At 40.8% G+C, this 21,160-nt stretch carries 13 protein-coding genes; 3 read left to right on the top strand and 10 right to left on the bottom strand.

Features of this window, described 5'->3' with window-relative positions; all coding sequences use genetic code 11:
• Positions 1-150 precede the first annotated feature (150 nt).
• On the top strand, positions 151-1,572 hold the full coding sequence (locus BLW31_RS22650) for a glycosyltransferase (RefSeq protein WP_010536879.1): 1,422 nt from the start codon (positions 151-153) through the stop codon (positions 1,570-1,572).
• Between the two features lie 57 nt (positions 1,573-1,629).
• Here the strand turns inward: BLW31_RS22650 and BLW31_RS22645 are convergent, their stop codons facing one another.
• Positions 1,630-2,301, bottom strand: a complete 672-nt coding sequence (locus tag BLW31_RS22645; protein WP_141565414.1) for a sulfotransferase domain-containing protein — start codon at positions 2,299-2,301, stop codon at positions 1,630-1,632.
• 615 nt (positions 2,302-2,916) lie between these two features.
• Complete coding sequence (locus tag BLW31_RS25095) at positions 2,917-3,048, bottom strand: hypothetical protein (RefSeq protein WP_109115922.1); 132 nt, start codon at positions 3,046-3,048, stop codon at positions 2,917-2,919.
• A gap of 251 nt (positions 3,049-3,299) precedes the next feature.
• Here BLW31_RS25095 and BLW31_RS22635 point away from each other — a divergent pair, with 251 nt between their 5' ends.
• Both BLW31_RS22635 and BLW31_RS22630 read left to right on the top strand, forming a co-directional pair.
• Positions 3,300-4,058 (top strand): DUF5030 domain-containing protein, encoded by a 759-nt coding sequence (locus BLW31_RS22635; protein WP_157998587.1) that lies wholly within the window; start codon positions 3,300-3,302, stop codon positions 4,056-4,058.
• 27 nt (positions 4,059-4,085) lie between these two features.
• Positions 4,086-5,009, top strand: coding sequence for a DUF5030 domain-containing protein (locus BLW31_RS22630; protein ID WP_010536875.1), 924 nt, complete (start codon positions 4,086-4,088; stop codon positions 5,007-5,009).
• 77 nt (positions 5,010-5,086) lie between these two features.
• Here BLW31_RS22630 and BLW31_RS22625 read toward each other — a convergent pair whose 3' ends face one another.
• The 8 genes from BLW31_RS22625 to guaA form a co-directional block, all read right to left on the bottom strand.
• Positions 5,087-8,077 carry a M60 family metallopeptidase gene (locus BLW31_RS22625; protein WP_010536874.1) on the bottom strand — a complete coding sequence of 997 codons (2,991 nt, stop codon included), beginning with the start codon at positions 8,075-8,077 and terminating at the stop codon, positions 5,087-5,089.
• A 4-nt stretch (positions 8,078-8,081) separates the two neighbouring features.
• Positions 8,082-8,783, bottom strand: a complete 702-nt coding sequence (locus BLW31_RS22620; protein ID WP_010536873.1) for a tetratricopeptide repeat protein — start codon at positions 8,781-8,783, stop codon at positions 8,082-8,084.
• A gap of 121 nt (positions 8,784-8,904) precedes the next feature.
• The gene (locus tag BLW31_RS22615) at positions 8,905-10,722 is read right to left on the bottom strand and encodes a BACON domain-containing protein (RefSeq protein WP_010536872.1); all 1,818 of its coding nucleotides are present in this window, start codon (positions 10,720-10,722) and stop codon (positions 8,905-8,907) included.
• A 13-nt stretch (positions 10,723-10,735) separates the two neighbouring features.
• The gene (locus BLW31_RS22610) at positions 10,736-11,731 is read right to left on the bottom strand and encodes a BT_3044 domain-containing protein (protein WP_010536871.1); all 996 of its coding nucleotides are present in this window, start codon (positions 11,729-11,731) and stop codon (positions 10,736-10,738) included.
• Between the two features lie 28 nt (positions 11,732-11,759).
• Positions 11,760-13,811, bottom strand: coding sequence for a RagB/SusD family nutrient uptake outer membrane protein (locus BLW31_RS22605; protein ID WP_010536870.1), 2,052 nt, complete (start codon positions 13,809-13,811; stop codon positions 11,760-11,762).
• 20 nt (positions 13,812-13,831) lie between these two features.
• The gene (locus tag BLW31_RS22600) at positions 13,832-16,951 is read right to left on the bottom strand and encodes a SusC/RagA family TonB-linked outer membrane protein (protein ID WP_010536869.1); all 3,120 of its coding nucleotides are present in this window, start codon (positions 16,949-16,951) and stop codon (positions 13,832-13,834) included.
• Between the two features lie 17 nt (positions 16,952-16,968).
• Positions 16,969-18,441 (bottom strand): hypothetical protein, encoded by a 1,473-nt coding sequence (locus tag BLW31_RS22595; RefSeq protein ID WP_010536868.1) that lies wholly within the window; start codon positions 18,439-18,441, stop codon positions 16,969-16,971.
• A gap of 939 nt (positions 18,442-19,380) precedes the next feature.
• A complete protein-coding gene (guaA, locus tag BLW31_RS22590) occupies positions 19,381-20,904 on the bottom strand; it encodes a glutamine-hydrolyzing GMP synthase (RefSeq protein WP_010536867.1) in 1,524 nt (507 codons plus the stop codon).
• Positions 20,905-21,160: the final 256 nt, after the last annotated feature.

Here is a 21,160-nt window from a genome sequence, read left to right as displayed (position 1 = left end):
ATTGCTTACCTTCATATCTTTTACGTTTTATAATTCACACGCAAAGGTATGAAGAACTATTATGGTCTAGGATACGGGGTTTACTGATTGCTTACGGATGTACCACTTATTTATATTGGAGATACTACATTTCATCTGTTTAATCAATACATGAGCTGGCAGGACGAAAGTCTTGCCAAACTAGCCGAACAACTGGAATCACTCGCTATACAAAAGGCGGATAAAATTATTTATTGTTCGGAATGGGCAAAACAGAGCGCAATGCAGGATTACAATGCTGATGCCAAGAAAATAGAAGTGGTTGAATTTGGAGCGAATATCATAGAAAACATCCCGATTCCAGATAACGTATCGCCGATAAATGCACCATGTAACCTCTTATTTATCGGAAGAAATTGGAATATGAAAGGTGGAAACAAAGTACTTGAAATTTATCATAATCTAAAAGGAAGGGGATTTCAATGTACGCTCACTATTATAGGAAGTGAACCTCCAATGTCCTTACCAAATGATCCGAATATTGAAATATACCCTTTTATTGACAAAACAAACTCCAATGACAGGTTAAAATTTCATGAGATCCTGACACGATCGCATTTTCTGATTCTACCCACTCGTTTTGATTGCTTTGGAATAGCTTTCTGCGAAGCATGCGCCTATGGTATTCCATCGTTAGGTACTAATGTAGGAGGTGTATCACAAGTTATCAAAGAAGGAGAAAATGGATTTCTGTTCAACATCGACGCTTCTTCGCTGGAATATGCAGATAAAATTGAAGAGACATTTAATAACCATACAACATATTTCGAACTAATGAAAACAGCACGAAAGGATTTTGAAGAACGTTTAAACTGGGATATATGGCTCGATAAAAGTAATAAGATCATAGAACAGCTCGCATCCGAGCATCAACCGGATTTTTATCTACCGGTTTATGTTATCAATATGAAAGAAAGAGTGGAACGTAAGCAACATATAATTAAGGAGTTCGACAACAAGGAAGAATTCGAGTTAAATTGGGTAGAAGCATCGGTTCATCCTATCGGTGCAGTAGGATTGTGGAATAGTATGATCAAAATCATAAAAATGGCAAAAGAGAAAGGAGATGACATCATTGTCATTTGCGAAGACGACCATTATTTCACGGAAAATTATTCTCCCAAATTACTGTTCAAAGAAGTTACAGAAGCTTATATACAAGGAGCGGAAGTACTTACTGGTGGTATTGGAGGATTTGGACAAGCGATTCCTGAAGGATATCATCGCTATAAAGTAGACTGGTTTTGGTGCACGCAGTTCATTGTTGTTTATAATCGTTTTTTTGATAAGATGCTGGATTATTCATTTCAGGATACTGACACAGCCGATGGAGTTATATCCAAACTAGCCACAAACAAAATGGTTATCTTTCCTTTTATCTCAGAACAAAGGGACTTTGGGTACTCGGATGTTACTCAAAGTAATATGGAACAGCAGGGTAAAATAAGAGAGCATTTTGCAAGAGCGAATAAACGAATGGAGTTTGTCTCCCAAAGTAATATGCAGTCCAACATACCAAAAAATTATTTCTGAAGTCAAACACAGATAAGATTCGCAAAAATAGAAAATACTAACTCAAACTATAAATTATTACCAATCAAAGTTCCTCTTTATGAGTTTATAAAATTTCTCATTATATGGCTTGAAAAAAGCTTTAAGCTTATTACGAATATCACTAGGTAATTTTACATTATATTGTGAGACAAACTTATCATCTAAATTTATTGTATTCCAATCCACATAGGAAATATTTAGAAATTGTTCAATCTTTCTGAGTGTAGATATGCGATTGTTTTTTAATTCACGATGTTCAATAACTAAAATATTCTCCACAGGAAAAAACTGATAATAACGCTCTAATTGTTCATAATAAAATCCACGATGTAGAAAATCAGGAAAAAAATCTATTGGCGTATTCTCCTGATTTCTTATCTTTTCTATTTCCTGATTGACCCAATACGAAAAGGGAAAATTCTGAGTATCAAGTAGCTTCTTTAATAAAATATTCAATTGTTCTTTATCAGAGAAAAGTTCATATTCATGTAAAAGCTGGCTTTTCCCCCAATTTATCAACATGTTATATTGCGAATAAGCTCTATCAATGGGATTTTTAACAAGAAAAATAAATTTCAAATGAGGATTGTATTCAAAAAGTCTTTCAGGAACCTCATGCCAATAAGAATACCAAGTAGTAGATTCAAACAAAAGACTATCGGATAAAGAATAACGGAAAGGAGGATATTCCTTCCACATATATTCCATAAAAAATGGAAATCCTTTCGCATATTCAGTTGGGTAAAGAAAAAAACCGGGCTCTTTAAAAATGATCCCCAACAAGAAGGATGATGATGAAGGTAGTCATGCAAAGCAGTACTTCCTCCCTTTTGAGTTCCAATTATCATAAAATCTATTTTTCTAAACCAATTCGTTATCTCGTCCAATAAAGGATACATTAGTTTGTACGGACGTAGCTGAGAACCAAAAGTTGTAGCGCATTTCCAATAGCACTGAGGAGAATAAGATAAATACAAGTCAAATATATTTCCCCATACTGGTTTAGTGTTGAATCTCCATTCTCGTTCTCTCGAATGTTTCCAAGCAACCCAAAACTGTCCTTCAGTTTTTTCTAATTCTTCCGATAATACATCAAGTAACGTAGGAAGGTGGAAAACAACGACAGCAGCCTTTCCAAGCAGTCTTTTATCTAGAGTAACCTCCCATCCTTTTGATTCGAAACCTGAAGATAAGTGAAAAGGCAAATATTCTGCATTATTATACAACAAAATTAACGAACTATTTTTCATACATCCCAATCACTATTCTCTACCACATTCTTCATAACCGCTAGTTTTTTATAACTACTGCAAAATTAACATTTTATTTATTGGAACAAATCAATTCTCCCACTTTTCTATCAAAAAACAAGACAACTAACCAGTTTGAATAGCATTTGCCGTAATATTTAGCTATCATTTCGAAACATACTGGTCCACAATCTTTTACATCCATTTGACACTTTCAGGAAAATTGTCATGTTTACATAAAAAAAGATTCATATTCTTTACAAAGATGCGAAATTTATTTCTATCTTTACAGAATCACACAACTTTAAATTAATACTCATGAAGCAGAAACAGACTTTTATATGGTTTATGTGCTATTGTTTTATAATCAGTAACACAACATTGGGTCAAACTAAAACCCTGCCAATCTCGAACATGATTTTGAATTTTAGTAAATCTGAAGTAAAAAATACACCTATGCAATCCATAGATGGCTTTGAAGTAGACGCAGTTGTAGTTAATAAAGATCTTTTTCCATTTTCAGAACCAAAAATAAATTTAGAATATGACAAAATAAAATGGAGTTTATTGTATACCCCTTCTTCCAGCGATCCTTTAAGACGTACCCTCACTTTAATGCAGATCGAAGGCGAAAATGGAATTAGTCTTATAGATGAATTAGCCGATAAATATGGAAAAAACAGCAATGGAGTTCCTGCTGTCTGGTATTCGGGAAAGATTGATGTTTTATTATGCCCGTTAAATATGTTTGGAGAAATTGTATCTAGAGAAAAAGCTGTATTAACTATTTCTAAGGGTATTGTTATCTCACAAGAAAATGTACCTATAAAAAAAGGAAGCATAGAAAAAAAGTCACAGAAAGCAATGATGTTAGATGGTTGCTGGCATGATAGTATGCGATATAATGATTTGGGGGCATTAGAAAAGTTTGTAAACCAAGATGCTGTAAAATCATCGATAAAAGCATTTGCGTTATCTATTTTAATTGTAACCGATAACCAAGGTAAAGAATCAGGATATATTTTAGCCCCTCAAAAAACAGAAAAACAAGAAGAGAAAATATTGGTTAATAATCTTCTAAAGCGTATTAATCAGCTACCTCCTTGGAGTTTTGGATGGTTGGAAACAATAAATGGTTCAATTTTTCAAGGACGATATTTGAAAGCGGACTATTCGCAAAATACGGGCTGGAGATTTAATGATTATTTTCATTAAAACGACTCTGTCATAAAAAATAAAGTTATGAAAAAGTTTCTTTTGCTAAGTATCTTATGTTATACTTATACCGTTTATGCCCAACATTATATTCCAGTAAAAAAGATGATATCTAACTATAAAGAGCAAAAAGCTATCGATGCTTTGAAGAATTATGATATTGTTTATAACATTGAAGAATCTCCCGAAGCAGGAGTATTTATGGAAAAATCTCTATTACCATCCGATTTACCAAGACCTAAAGATATTCGTGCAGAATGGCGTTTTGAATATTCTTCAGGACAAAAGGCTATGTTATACTTAAAGAAAATATATTCATCAAAAGAAGGAAAGTCGAATGAAGCATTGATCTATAAGAATAAGTTGGCTGAAAAATATGGAAAAGACGATTTAGGGATTCCTGCAATATGGTATTCGGGGAAGATAACAGCCTTATCGTGTCCCAAAGACTTATTTGGAGAAATTGTGACGAAGAATGTAGCTGAGTTTGACATAGAAAAGGGACAGGTTATATCACAAAACTTTCTAAATATTGCAAAAAACGGAACGATGGAAGGTCCTCGCTGTCCTCGTCCTACTATCAAGTATTCGCCTATTGCCAGTACAGATGGTTGCTGGTATAGTAATCTTCAATATAAACTGGATTTATTAGAAGAGTTCGTTAATGATAATTTGAAAAAGCATAAAACATCAACCACAAAATTTGGCGTAGATATCTTGTTGGTGACGAATAAAAAAGGGAAAACGACCGGATATTTATTATCACCCAATGAGATCATGAATAAAGAGAATCAAGCTCTGACCGAACAATTAATAAAACAGATCAGCAAGTTGCCTCGTTGGAGTTTTGGATGGTTACAAACGATAAACGGTTCTATTTTCCAAGGACGGTATGTAAAAGCAAACTATTCATCGGATACAGGATGGAAGCTAGAGGATTATCTTCATTAGAACAAAGAGTAACTTCTACTCAAAAGTAAAAGCTACTCTTCATTCCGTATAAGATTGGGGATATTCAGTAAATTTCCCTATTTATTTGCTTTAATACGTTGCCCATCCGCCTGAACAGCGTACAGTTCCGCTCCTTCAATGTCTGCTCCGGCAGGTACGGTAAATACAAACCGATTGGCAAACCATACTTTTTTGCCACCCTTGATTAATTCGAAAGCAACCGCCTGTTCGCCATTAGTCACTGTGTACGTTCTTCCGAAAACAGAATAACTTACAGTCTTAGTGATTTTTACATTGTTCTGGAATGTTTCGAAATACCCTACATCTCCCCCATCTTCGGATATACCTTTTTGGTTGCCTCCGGCTCCTGCCTGATATCTCCGGTCTTCAATATATTCAATAGGCGGACACTTGGTAGGGAATGTTTTCATATAAGCCAGCGTCTGATTAATCATATCCTGTGTTACGGTATATGAAAAGCTTCCGTAAGCATACAACTTGAAACTGACCGGAATAAAGAATCCCCAAGCATCAAAGAATTCGGTCATATCCATATTGGCAGCTTTTGCTACGTTGCGCGCATACATCAGCTGTGCTGCTCCCGGATCATTGAAAGGTAACCAGAATTCAGGAGTACGTCCTTGTTCAAATATCTTGCGGATGGTGTTCGGTTTCTTACCGATACGTTCGAAATAGGTCCACAATTGTTGGTTGAGGCGCATGTGCATTTCGGAAGCTTCTCCCTGATACAGTCCGTATTTGTTGGCATCATCGGCTGTCATATCCTGAGGAGTAAATGCCAGCGTGTTCGGATCTCGCGGATGCATGAATCTGCTCCAAGGGGTCGGAGGCGCATATCGGTAAGCAGCCAATGTTCCGATAGAACTTCCACGTGAGCCCCACTGATTTATCTTGTATACCACATAATTAGAAAAGAGATTATTACTTGATTCCGTAGTGCTAGGCCAATTGATAGCCCCCTGATGCATGTGCCCGAGTTCATGTCCCGGTCCCCATTCATTATCTTGATTCTTGTCCATATCGCGCGGATCGAAATTATTTTTGAAGCCCCATCCGTCTTTTGTACTTACATCACCGGCTGCCATATTAATGTAATAATTGGTAGCATAAAGTCCGTCAGTGAAAGTCGTGACATGCATCAATGAATTGAATTCTCCCGTTTTTGAATAGGTATCGATAGCAGCCAGTTCCTGTTCCCAGTCTATCAGGTTATCCCATCGTTCCATTCCTCTTACTACCCCATACTGTTTGAAGTTGTCCTGATTTTGCAATAAGTCTTTCAATGCTGTAAACAGAATCTTCCTGCCTTTCAGAACAAACACACATTTATCAGCCCCATCCAAAGTAACAGATTTTGCCTTCCGGATATATTCACGGAACTGGTCATCGGTTTTATCTACTGTCAGATCCCATACATTGAAGCCTACACGTGCGTGTTCCGCTGTCTCCACATACTGAGGCGGAAAGTGTATTTTCACTGCCGGCATGCCACGGGGATCAAGTTTCTGGTAGATAACAAACAGATTTCCTGCACGTGAGAAAGAAAACTTGTTGATTCCATTTTTCAGAAACCGTTCCTCACCGTCAGGTCCCAGATCAGAGCAACATCTCAGTGAAATGGATTCACCTTGCGGAATACCGTCCACCAAAACGACCATCTCTTCTCCCACATTCGTTATGATACCGGTAGGGTTGCAGAGAGGTGAGTAGTAATTGGTTCTCAATTTATCTCCCCAATATTCGGGCACGCTATATGCTTGATAAGACTGTATCCTGAATCTCTTTTCTGCTTCGGGATAAGTATTGCCCTGCAAAGACCTTGCCAGCACATTGAAGAATGCCGGAAGTCGGTTGATGACTTCGTCGGAAGCGTCCGGGCGGAGTTCACTGCATGAAAGGTCGGTGAATACAGTTGTCAGTTGTTCATCAAGCGGATTTTCCATAGCATGGAAAAATTCCATCTCGTCACAACTAACGAAATCATTCAATCCACTCTTAACTACAAATTTAACAGCTGCGGGTACAACCGGATCGTTCAATAATATCCTGTGACTGCCTCCTGCTCCTTTAAAATCATAATCTTGTATATGAACAAAATCCGCACTTCCTTGAGGCTTGATGTAAAGTTCGAATGCTCCGAAATTACCGTTACCATTTCGGCTGTGATACAGGATATAGTCTAGCGAAAGCTGATTCTGGTCGAATTGATATTCAAGAGTAACGGGGAATTTAGCAGCTTGACTCCATGTGGAGTGATAACAGGTTCCGCCGAACTGACCGTCATAAGACTTCGATATATCCTGTCCCGGCTGATGGTCAGTGTCGTATCCGCCAGTAACTTTCAATTGTACATCTTTCTCCGGATTCACCTCCGAAATATCACTCGATTTCTTTTGTTGTTTGATTTCCGACTGGTCATAAATGTTTGTATTTTCTTTGGATACAAACTTGATCGTAGCATTCCTTTCTGTAGCCAGAGGATTGGAAGCTATGGAGAATATTCGTGTACTGGATGCCAGATCGGCTCTTGTATCAGGTACTTCTTTCTCGATAATCCAGTCTTTGGCTTCCTCCGGAATAACTACTTCATAGTCAGTATTGGAAAGCAAGTTGACTTCCTGATGATCTTTTCCTGCCCCCGCCACCTGAATGACACGGCTCTCTTCAGCCACTTCAATGATCAGGTCACCGCCTGTCTGCACAACTCTGAGTTTAGCAGTCAGTGCATTATTGGTGATAGTAATATTTCCTTCTCTGACTCCTTTTTCGGGACTGGATGTTGCCGAAACCGTCAGTTCTGTATCCGATGCTGTCCTTGCCGTCAGCCATTCTTTTCCCTCGGTTACCGATGCATTCCACTCCCGGTTCGATTTGACAGGTACGGCTACTTCCCCACCCTCTTTCTTGAATCCGATGGATTTCTGGACTTGCAGTACCGGTTCTCCCTGTAACTCCTTATCATCACTCTTGCAGGCATATAGAGCAGTGACTCCCACCAGCAAAATAAGAGAGATACATAACGTATGTTTCATTTTATCCAATAACATAGTATTATATTTTTTGTTGTTTTTCCATTTCGTAGACCAGACTATCCAGATCGAAATCAATATTATATTCATTCTCTATCTGAATCTTTTTGATTTGCTTCACCAGTGAGTGTGGCTTCAGTCTGCGGATCATCTCTATTTCCAGGAGTCTGTCCGGAAAACGTTTGCGAATAGCATCGATATCTTTCATATAGAGGCTGTCCGCTCCCAGATAAAGTGCATTGGCTGATTCCTCAAGAATAAATGCACCCAAACTGTCGGGATATTGTTCGAGCACTGCCTGTAGAATTTCCATACTTTTTTCAAAACTTTGATGTGCCTCAGCATTCATATCTCTGGCTGCCTGAAACAATCCCAACTGAAACATATATTCTCCTGTTATCGCTTTTTTCTCCATAGCAAGTAGCTGTATACATAATGCAGAATCCAGTTCACCCATTTCAGCCAGCAACTTAGCTTTGGTACCATAATAATCGGGATTAAGACTATCAATCGACAGTGCCCGGTCTAAAAGGCTGATGCACTTCCGGGTGGAATCGACATCATAAGATGATTGTAAAATAGCTACCGCCTTTTGATAAAAACTGTCAGCACTGAGATTTACAGGATGAGGACGAATGTCCGGTTTCTGCTGTGAATGACAACCGATAGCTATGCAGATTACCAGCAAAACAGATAGTATGATACTCAGTTTCTTTGTTTTCATGTATATGATTCTAAATAGTCGGATAATATAAATAAAAAAAATGAACTGGCAAGGAGTTTTATAAGAAAATGTGCCTAAATTTCAATCTTATTCACTCCCCGCCAGTCTTTCACTTAGTTTGTCAGATGCCTAGTTCTTTTCTGGCCCAAGCCTCATCGTGATCATTTATCTTATAAAGATAGATACCAGCCATGTTCCACCAACCGTTACCTCCACTTGGATCTATCGGATCGACATCACGACGAGCTTCCGGGGTAAAGCGAATGTACTTATATGGTTTGCCAACTTTTATATTTTCATTAGGTTCAACGTGTTGTCCTCTGCTGCCGGGTAATGTATAAGTTTCTTTGCCCATCAGCGTCCAGGTATTGCCATTGTCGCTTCCCCAGATACCTACACGTTTTACGTCCCCGGCACCATTACCATTATTTCGGCCATCATACTCAAAACGCAAGGACTGCAATGGCAATTCCGACATATTGATTTGCAGATAATGAGGCTGCTTATTGGGTGATGTTCCGCTCCATATTGTATGATAATAGGTATTTATATTATCATCGACCAAAGCTGCAAGTGATCCTTCGGACGGTTCGGTCGCATTGGCAGAGAACATATCGACTGTAAGAGCAATGCGTGCCTTGATAACAGACTCTTCGGAAGTTCCTCTTACAGTTGCAGGCTGTTCCGTCTCCATACCTGTAGGACCGTATGTTTTGATGGTAAACTCATATTCACCGCCACATTTGAATGTGTTTTCTACAATGAATAAGGTAGTAGTATTATCAGCAATTTCCAGTTCTTTATCTTCTTTCGTTACAGGATCATGATAGATGACTTTCATCTTTGTAAAATTCACATTTACAGGCATTTCCCATTTCAACTTAATAAATCCCGCTCCCGGAGTAGCTGTCGGATTTTTCACGCCTTCAGGAGGAACCGGAACAAATTTCTCTTGCGTAACAGTGACAGTGAACTCATTAGGCTCTATCGGATCAGTGCTTCTGAATGTGATATGTCCTACTCGTTCTTCCTCTATAGTATTAGGCTGGATGATGAAACTTTCGGAAGCATCGCGCATACCTCTCGTGGCAGGCAAAGGCGTAATCCATTCGCGGGCAGAAGCCTCCACTTCATAAGTATACGCATCTGCAGGCCCATTTACTTTGAATGGAATCGTGATCGTTTCTCCGGTAGCTTTCACCTGATATTCCTTCTTTGATTCGTCAATGTCAACAATATATCCTCTCGGCTGCTGCATGATAATGAGTGTACCGACACAATTATAGTTTTGTGATGACTGCAGAGTGACTGTACAATATCGCACAATGGTATCGGTATTCTGGTTCAGAGTAAATGTCAGGTTCTTCTTGACTGTGTTCTCTGCTCTTTCCGCTTGCTGTGATTTCTTTGCCTTCGGCTGCTCCGGTTCGTTAAAACGTACCCAATCACAGGTATCCGGCACGGTAATAACATCCAGATTCAGATTGGTACTTACCGGAATAGTCAGAGAAGTCACTTTAGAATCCACTACTTTCATTCCATCAGCCGTCAATCCTTCCACTTCTATCACCGGTTCCAGACCGAACTGTTTGACATTAATGGAATAGCTCTGATGACCGTAAGCTATCGTGATTTCCGCTATGCGCTGTTTATAATCCTCATTCTCGCCGGCAGATACCGTGACTTTACCTTCTTGTTTTTGTAGCTTGCACCAGCCGGCATTCGAACTTGCCGTCCAGTTATCGAGCGCCACGTTGGTCTCCACTTCTATCTCATGTTCACCGCCGGCAAGGGGAAAAACGACAGCCGCCTGACTCTCGCTGGGGACGGTCAAAGTCAGCACATTGAACTCTGTTTCATAATCGGGACCGCAGGAAGAAAGAGCGATAAATGTCCCCAAGACTCCTGCCAGTCCGATAGTTAGTATATTTTTTTTCATATCATTAGATGCATTACAAGTTTTCTACTCTTGGATTGAATTGGTATCTCAGTTTAGCATTTACCTCCCTGTATCGGTCGGTAGACTGCAAACGGTATTTGTAATGGAGACGGAACTCCTTATAATAAGTGGCACGTCCGTCGGGTGTCCGGATGACATTCAGCAAATACGTATTGTCATACTCTCCGATGGGAGTCAATTGCATTACGTCGATATCCTTATATGGCAGGATAGTGAGCTCTTTTGCCAGCGGATTCTCGGGTAACTGTTCTCCCATTTCCAGAATAATGCTTCCTTTATTGATGATATCCAGTGCAGTGGTATAGTCACTGAAACTTTCATCGCCTGCCATCAGACGTACGGAATTCTCTGAAATAGGAAATACACGATTGGAATTCGTCGGACGACGGACTTCACTGGTTCCATCCGTATTCGGAATGATAATGGTACTACTCGTATAATTGTAATATGTTGCCGTTTGTGTGGATGCATAATAATTTTCCTTATGAATGCGAAGCAGCACGTGTCGCTTCTTCGGATTACAGTCCGGTGTCTTCAGCGAATCAATCTTATATTCGAGAAAATAAATGGAGTCGGGTGAAATCTTATCCAGATTTTTCAGATACACCGGAAACATCGCTTTGGAAGAGCCGGCAGGAATAGTCATTTCCATAGTCGGAAACTCATAACATTCTTCCGGCAAATACTTCGCGAAGCGTGCTTTATTGATATCGAAATTAGATTTGTTGTAAGCTCTCAACAATGTATCGGAGTTTTGCAGTGCTACTGCAAACGATTCATCGGAAGCCTGCGAACCACTTAATGAAGCCACCACGAAAAGGGTATCTCCTCCCTGCTGCAACTCGGCTACCTGGCGATCGTACACCAGGCTCGAATTACTGAGCAAATTTACTTCTTTGCGGAATTGTTCCTGAGCGAAATCATAGTTATCGCAACCACTTATTACAACCAAAGCAGAGCAAAGAATTATAGTTACTATCTTCTTCATATTTTCTTTCTGTTATTCTTGTTTTTCATTATCTGTCCCATCCCGGATTCTGATCCATTGCGGGAACTTTCAGTAATTCATCATGGCGAATCGGCATAAATACCATTTTGGGCAGTGCAACACGGTCACGGATATTCTGCTGATCGATCGTCACAATATTCCAGAATCCCGGATTGCCACTGACATCGGTACGATCTTTTTGTACATCCAGTCCCCGCCAATTGGACATATTTGCATCATCTGTGAGGAAAGTACCCCATCTGCGGGTATCGAAATAGCGGTAGCCTTCGTTGAAGAGTTCTACTTGCCGTTCGTTACGGATAATCTGTTCAAATCTGTTCGCGTCGTTCATATCACTCAAAGCCGGACCGGGCAACCCGACACGATAGCGGATCATATTGAAGTATTTAGCCATTTCCTGAACATCACGGCTGACAGTAACTTCGACATCCGTACCTGTCATATCAGGGGTGGTAACGGTTACTGTACCCGTTACGTTGTTCAGTGCCTCCACATATTCCAGCAAAACTTCCGCATAACGGATGATGGCAAACGGTTTGGGACTGGTTATGAATGAACCTTTCACATTCCCTTTTCCACCAGCCCATGAATCATCCGGATGAATATACTTGACAGGAGTATAACCGCTGATATTATAATCGTTGACATTGCTCCCCGCACCAGCCAGTCCGGCTTTCGAATCATCGTGCGAATACCAGAACTGCTGATTGATATAGCTTGCATCAGAAGAAGCTGAATTCATAGTCCACTGGCGTCCGGGAAATCCGATGGAAGCATAAAAACGTGCAGAACGATTGTCATACATCTTCGGTACATCTCCCCTCAACTGGTAGCTCCCCAATACTTTATTAGTGCCAATTGTCTGGCTCAAATCCGCCACATACGGATAGTCCGCCGATGCATTGTGTATGTCTCTACCGTCCATCATCAGGAAGCAATCAACCACTCTCTGGGGTACGGACATACCGCCCCAGCCTCCGAAACCTACCGGGAACGAGTGCTTCGTGTAGTCACGCACATTGACGGATGACATTGCCCAAATAAACTCTTTGTTAGTGGATATAATACCTTCACCGTTGAACATATCAGTAAAAGAGTGGAAAGGATCAATACCACCTGCACCATCGGGGAATGGAGCTGTAGGAACATTATCTGCCAATGGATATGGATGCTGGTTGTCCGGCATCACCGTAAACAGCGAATAGTAATCCATATCAATCACCTGTTTTGCAGCAGCGGCTGCTATCGCCCAACGGTCGGGATCGTAAGTCTGGTTTACGTAATCGGCACCGTCGCTTTTACGTTGCCAGTTGCTGAAACATTGACGGGCAGCATCACCGCCATTAAACAACGGAGAAGCCTGGAACAGGCGCAAACGGGCTATCAGTGCCAAAGCCGCTCCTTTCGTAGGACGATCAGAATAACTGATACTCTGTTCGGTCGGTCCGTAAATGCCTTGCGTAGCAAGTTTGAATTCATTGCATATATAATCCACAGATTCGTCGTATGTAGACCGTTCCCTGTTATAGTATTCCGCCGATTCGGAAGTGCTCAGCACTTCATCCCCCACAATCAGCAGCGGACCGTAGTTCATCAGTAAATGGTAGTAGGCATAACCGCGCATAAAGTGTACATATCCGATATAGCGTCTTCTGTCAGCTTCCGTCATATCGGGCACTTTGCCGACATTTTCCAACATCCGGTTGCATCTTGTCACTACTACATACATAGTATACCACAAATCCCGCGGCAGGTTTCTGCTGTTAATTTTACCGATACTGAACTGCGCTCCCCAGAATTCGCTAGTTTGCCATCTGACGGTTATCTCGTCCGAAGCAGTTTCTCCCGGATTCCATGAGTTTCCCCAAATGGCACCAGCATCTGGAAAACGGGTCGGGGTATTCCAAAGATATCCTTCGGCATTCTTCATGCTATGGAAAATGGAATCTTCCTTGAATGTAGCCTGGAAATAGCTGTCTACATCCAGAAAGTTGCAGGAGCTGAACAGTAAAGAACTGCCAATGACCGCTCCCAAAAGTATTTTAATTCGATTTTTCATGAATTTTCAATATTATGTGATTAGAATCTTAAGTATACCTGGAAAGCATAAGTAGCAGGTATCGGATAGACAGCACCATTTGCCGAAGCCTGTTCAGGATCAAAGTATTTCACTTTGTCGATAGTGAACAGATTGTTGGCAACAAATTCCAGATCAACGGAGGACAATCCAACCGATTTAATCCATGGCAGATGTTTCAGGCTGTATCTCAGACTGACTTCCTGAAGGCGCAGGAAAGACCCGTTCCGTCTCCAAAAAGAAGAAAGCTGGGAGTTGTTCGTGTTTTTGCCATAAGAAAGCCGTGGAAATTCCGCATTCGGATTCTCTGTAGCAGTAGTTCCCGAATACCATGCAGGGGTCCATCTGTTCTTGGGATTGTTAGCTAGTTTGATCACATTTCCCAAGTCTCCGTTATAAAACGGAATCCATCCGTAGTCATTGCCAAGTCCTGCACGATAGTAATCCACTTTCGCAGAACCCTTGAACAAGATACTCACGGTCAAATCTTTCCACTGAAAATCGCCGCCGAATCCATACATCATTCTAGGCAACTGGTTGGAGTAAGACAAAGGCACCTTGTCGTCTTCATTGATAATGCCGTCTCCGTTCACATCACGATATTTAATGTCACCGGGACGTATCGTTCCGAATCCACTTTGGTCAGGACTGGTATTGATCTCCTCTTTACTGGCGAACAGCCCCTCGGAGATGTATCCGCGCAAAATATTAAAAGGCTTGCCAGTCACACTGAGATAATCATAAGGTAATTTGTTCTCTTCAAAATAGTCAATGACGTTTTGTGAGAACGTATAATTAGCACGAATGGTAAAATTCATATCCTTGTTGATCTGGTGGAAAAACTCAATGTTTCCGTCCGATCCCACACTATGCATACGTCCTACATTCGATTTCGGATAGGTCACCATACCTACAAAAGAAGGCAACGTCACACGATCCTGAAAGATATGATCACGAGTATCCCGGAAAATGTCGACAGTAAAAGACAGCTTGTCATGAAAGAACTTGGCGTCGATACCCAGATTTGCCTTCTTCGCTACTTCCCATTTTAAGTTGTCGGCTCCAGTATAGGTTTCTGTGATACCATTATAGCGGTATCCCCAGGCAGATCCGGCGTGATTGTCAATCATAGTCATATAAGGGAAACGTCCTACGCCTGTATAATCGTTGACGGCAACAATCTGGTCGTTTCCTACAATACCGTAAGAACCGCGAAATTTCAGAAATGTGAACCAAGGCAGTTTCTCAGACCACCAGTTATAAGAGGAAGGAACCCATCCGACAGCAATGGAAGGAAAGAAACCGAATCGTTCGCCTTTTTTAAACTGGGCAGAACCTGTATAACCAAAATTCGCGTCAATAAAATAACGGTTTTTATAGTCGTAAGAGATACGTCCGGAGAGATTCTGATGACGCTTGGGAATGCTGCTGATACCCAAATCATCAATGGCTCCCCATTGAGAATCCTTCTCATCTTTCATATAGTATTCGAGCAACGCACCGAAAGTATGATCGCCGAATGTCCGGTTCCAATTAGCTTTTGCTTCCAGGTAGTACTGTCTGTAAGCGTGTTCAGCATCTCCGTATGCCAGACTTTGTTGTGAAGAGCGCAGTGATTTAATCAAAACTCCCTGTGCCGTTCGCCCGGTAGCACGGTAAAGATCCGGCCAGATAGAACGGTACTCACTGAAATAACCGATATGCTCTGTCATCCCTTGTACGGATAATGTCAGTCCTTTCAAGAATCCCTTGAATTCTTGTGTCAATTTAAGCGTCAGCATGTTTCGGTTATCCTCACTTTGCATATATCCGGTATTATTCAGCATGACGTAGGGAGAAGCCAATGTACGCTGTCCTCCATATACGGGTAACGTACCATCGGAGTAAGTAACCGGAAACAGAAGTGGTGTCAACTGCTGGACAGCAGACCATACTGCGTCTGTATTCATTCCGCCCGGGCTGACATAGGAATTGACATATCCGTCCACACCGAAATACAACTGGGTTGTTTTGGTCAGATTCATGTCGATATTGGCACGATAGTTCAGCTTGTTTACGCTCAATGGTTTCTTAAACAGGTTTTCTTCCTGACGATAAGCAGCACCTTCATCCTGATAACCTATCGATAAAAAATATCTGGCAACATCACCTCCTCCTTTAGCACTGACATAGTAATTCTGTTGGATAGAATTATGTTTCATGATTTCATCCATCCAGTTTACATCCGGGTAGAGGTCCGGATCCAACTTATTTTTGATAAGGTCTAGTTCCAGACGGGTATACAGATCATCTTCTCCCGACATTGCTCTGGCTTCATTGGCAAGAAGCGCGTAATCATAAGCTCCCAGATATTCGGGCAGACGTTTGATATGGGATATTTTCATGGTAGCACGTCCGGTCACTTCCAGTTTTCCGCTGGTACCGCGTTTGGTAGTCACCAATACTACACCATTGGCCCCGCGTGTTCCATAGACAGCCGTCGCTGCAGCATCCTTCAGAATGCTGAATGATTCAACGTCATCGGTATCAATATCCTCCAGCCTTCCTTCGATACCATCGATCAGCACCAATGCTCCGGTACCGGCTCCGAAAGTACTGATACCACGAATCCAAAAGTTAGAGATATTTTTCCCCGGTTCACCCGAACTCTGCATAGTGATGACACCTGCCATTCGACCTCCGATCATATTATTAAGAGAGGTGGCGGGAGTTTTCAATTGCGCGACATCGATTGTGGTAATTGCACCTACTACCGAGACTTTTTTCTGCGAACTCATACCCGTTACCACTACTTCGTCAATCTTAGTCTCGTCTTCTTTCATGACAATCTTAAGTTTCTCTTCATCTTTGGTAATCAGCATCTCGACATTCTTCATACCGACCGACTGGAATACCAACGTAGCATTTTTCGTCACTCTAATTTTGAATTTTCCGTCCAAATCCGCTACCACGCCGACTCCCGGTTCATTCTTTACATAAACAGCCGTACCTACCAATGGCTCACCGGATGCATCCACAATCACGCCCGCCACTGTAAACTGTGTCTTCGTTTCGTTCTGACTGTAACCTGCCAATGGAATGAGTATCATCAGCAGCACAATCAATAAAAGATTTTTTTTCATATATGTATTATAAAAGGTTATTCTATAGACAATTTACGAATCACTTTATTTCCGGTATCAGCAACATACACGATTTGTCCATCGGCGCTGACAGCAACTCCGAAAGGATGATTGAACATAGCGATGTCCGGACCACCATCTTTATAGCCCTTCATTCCCGGAAGTCCGATAGGGGTACTTACGGTAGCTTTGTCTATTGACAATCTTGTATCAATCACTCGTATACAATTGTTACCACAATCAGCGATATACAACTTACCGTCTTCCGTAAAACAGATCTGGTGGGGATTATTAAACTTGGCATTTCTCAGTAGACCGTCTTCCCATCCTTTTCCTGCAACTTGTCCTTCTACTATAGCTTTTCCGGCATAACCCTCACCAGGATAGGTATTTTTATCTTTACCTTCCAGATTACCGACATCTACTCTCCATATCTGATTACCTTCAGCCATTGCGATGTAAAGCATATTTTCCTGTCCTTTGACAGGGCTGAATGCACAGTATGAGTCACAGGCATCAGGTCTGGTGGAAGTACCTACCTTCTTAAGCAGGAGTTCACAAGTACGGGTATTCGGTTTTATCCTGACCAGTTGGCCTCTTACCATCACCGTATAAATGTAATGGTCGAGCTTGTTCACCACGAAACAGTGCTTATAATTATTATCGGCGATATCCTTTGTTGCATCATCCAGCAACACTGTCAGACGACGAGGTGCATAACTTACACTTTTAGACAAAGCATAGAACCCCATACCACCATCTTCAGGAGCATACATCGTATTATCTATATCCGAGAAAGCAGGAGCATTCAGTATGGCCGCCGTACCATACTGTAGTACAAGCACTGAATTACTCTTGACAGAAGCCATGACAACATTTCCATTCGAGTTCTCTCCTTTATCATTCTTACAGGTGACGGATGGGTAATTATCTCCTCCGTGCCAAACATGACGTTCGGTGATAAAGATATTATCCTCATCATCCAGACAAATGTAGTTGGGTGCCGACAACGTAGAAGTAGCTATATCCCCTCCCACAGTAGGCTGGTCGGCATCCGGTGAAGCTTGACCTATTACGGTAGTTACACTTGTCTGAGTCTTGTAGATAAATTGTTTTCTAGCTTGTCCTTCATATTCTTTCCCGTCAGGCATCGTTCGGGCAACTAGAAGATTCATTTCTTTCTTGTACGTCAGTCCTGAAGGAACATACAAGTAGATTTTGTTTCCATTCGAGCTGACTAAGCCTGCCGGATGCTTTATTCCGTCTACATCCTCGAAGTAAACTTTCAGATTGGTAGTGTCTGATCCGAAGTTTCTGCCTTCGACGATCATAGGGGTGGCAATTCCACCGGAATCCGGATAAAATCCGGTCACTTCAATAGGTTGATCCGGATTGAATACTGCACTTCCTATATTCTTACTATCTGAACATGAAGTCAGATAAATGAATACGGCGGCAAAGAATGTCAAAAAAATAGTTCTTTTTTGCATTGTTTTTCTGTGATTAAAGGTTAATTATTAGTTTGGTTAATATAGACAAGTAGAAAACTTACTATTGTATCTAACATTATTTATAATGTGGTAGAAATAAGATGTGCATTTTTACTCTTATACGTTTGTTTTTGGGTGTGTATGCTTTATCTTAATATTTAGTAAGCTTGGGAATATATATAGTTGTGTTTGACTGTTATCATTCATTTGTTTTTCTTGGGGGTATTGAAATTTTTAATGAATTCAATCTTCCTTCAGCACTGTTCTGAGCTATGCTGAAGAAACGATAATAAAATTTTAATTTTACATCGGAGGAGGTCTATAATTTTGCATTATCATAAATAAGAGTTTTTAAATTCAGTCGTGATTGACCGATTGGGATAAGTCGCTCTAGAACTTGGTATATTAAATACAAAACATTGATATACAATAACATAAAACATACGAAAGATTACATCTGTCTAATTATGACCCGAACAGTAGAATGGAAAAACGAAAAAAGTATCGTTTGTCGATAATTAAAATAAAAAAAACATTGCGTTTACCAATTTTATTAATAACTTTACACCGTCTTAAGTAGCACACAAACTTAATAACCTTTGAAAAGCCTATGAAAACAGGAAAAAACACACTTATTGGTATAAAATTACCAAGTTCTAGAGCAACTTATCCCAATCTGTTAAGTGTAAATACGAATAATGACAATCAAGCACAACTATTCATTTTCAAACATATTAAGTAACAAAACAATGATAGCCCCAAGGAATAAATGCATAAAAAACAAAACGTATGCCCTAATTTCTACCATATATAATTAAGATTTCACCTCTTACCAGCAAGTTTAGATGAATCAAACTATAATAAGAGCAAATGATATATTACATAAAAAAATTCCAGTAACTTTCGATACTGGAATTTTATATAAACCAAAGAAATATCTTATTCCCACTCGATTGTTGCAGGTGGTTTAGAACTGATATCATAGGTTACACGGTTCACACCTTTCACCTTATTAATAATATCATTCGAAATCTTGCCCAGGAATTCATAAGGCAAATGCGCCCAATCCGCAGTCATGGCATCAGTAGAAGTCACAGCACGCAATGCTACCGCTCTTTCGTAAGTACGTTCATCTCCCATAACACCTACAGACTGTACCGGGAGCAAGATAACACCTGCCTGCCATACCTGATCATACAATCCCCAATCACGTAATCCCTGAATGTAAATATCATCAGCATCTTGCAGGATACGCACTTTTTCCCGGGTGATGTCACCAAGGATACGCACAGCCAATCCCGGTCCCGGGAAAGGATGACGGGTAATCAGATGTTCCGGCATACCCAACTCACGACCTACACGGCGAACTTCATCCTTAAATAACAAACGAAGCGGTTCGCACAATTTCAAATGCATCTTTTCGGGCAAACCTCCTACATTGTGATGGCTCTTGATCACCGTACCTGTAATAGATAATGATTCAATGCAATCCGGGTAGATAGTACCCTGAGCCAACCACTTCACATCTTTTATTTTGTGAGCCTCCACATCGAACACATCGATAAAGCCCTTACCTATAATCTTACGTTTACCTTCCGGTTCGGTCACACCAGCAAGCTCTGTAAAGAACTTCTCGCTGGCATCCACACCAATCACATTCAGACCGAGACATTCGTAATCGTTCATCACATTTTTGAACTCATTCTTACGCAACATTCCGTGATCTACGAAAATACAAGTCAGGTTCTTGCCAATGGCTCTGTTCAGCAATACGGCAGCAACCGAAGAATCGACACCACCACTCAAGCCCAACACAACCTTGTCATCACCCAACTGAGCTTTCAACTCAGCAACCGTACTCTCAATGAAAGAAGCCGGCGACCAGTCCTGCTTACATCCACAAACATCGACTACGAAGTTCTTCAATATCTGCGTCCCGTCTTCGCTATGGAATACTTCCGGATGGAACTGAACTCCCCACACATTTTCACCTTCCACCTGATAAGCAGCGATATCTACTTTATCTGTCGAGGCAATCTTCTTGAAGTTATCCGGGATAGCAGTAATCGTATCACCATGACTCATCCATACCTGCGTATTCTCACGCACTCCTTTGAACAGCACATTATCCTTGCAGAAAGAAGTCAGATGCGCACGCCCATATTCGCGTGTACCAGCCGGTTCTACCTTTCCATTGTTGGTATACGCCATAAACTGTGCACCATAGCAGATACCCAAAATAGGATATTTGCCACGAATCTCACTCAAATCTACCTTGAAGGCATCTTTATCATAAACCGAAAAAGGACTTCCGGAAAGGATGACTCCTTTAATTGTTGTATCTTCTTTAGGAAACTTGTTATAAGGAACAATTTCGCAATACGTGTCCAGTTCGCGTACGCGACGACCAATCAGCTGTGTTGTCTGCGAACCGAAATCAAGAATTATTATTTTCTCCTGCATATCAATGGTTGGATTTTGAATAAATGATTTGCAAAAGTAGAAAAAAGTAGGCAAAAAGATAGAAGAATAAACAAGAAAATCGACATTTATGAGAGAAGTATATCATCGGGCAAGATAAAGTCCGAAAGAAAAAAGCGAATTTGAGAAGGCTTATATATTATAAAGAGGTTGTGTCAAAACGCTGGCACAACCTTTTTTTATGCACAAAGCCCAGACTTTCACAAGCCCGGGCTTTGTTATTACCCAAAGTTTTTGT

Origin of the sequence: Bacteroides faecis MAJ27 (assembly GCF_900106755.1) — a bacterium.
In the GTDB taxonomy this organism is placed as follows: domain Bacteria; phylum Bacteroidota; class Bacteroidia; order Bacteroidales; family Bacteroidaceae; genus Bacteroides; species Bacteroides faecis.
This window is presented reverse-complemented; position numbering and strand designations above follow the sequence as displayed.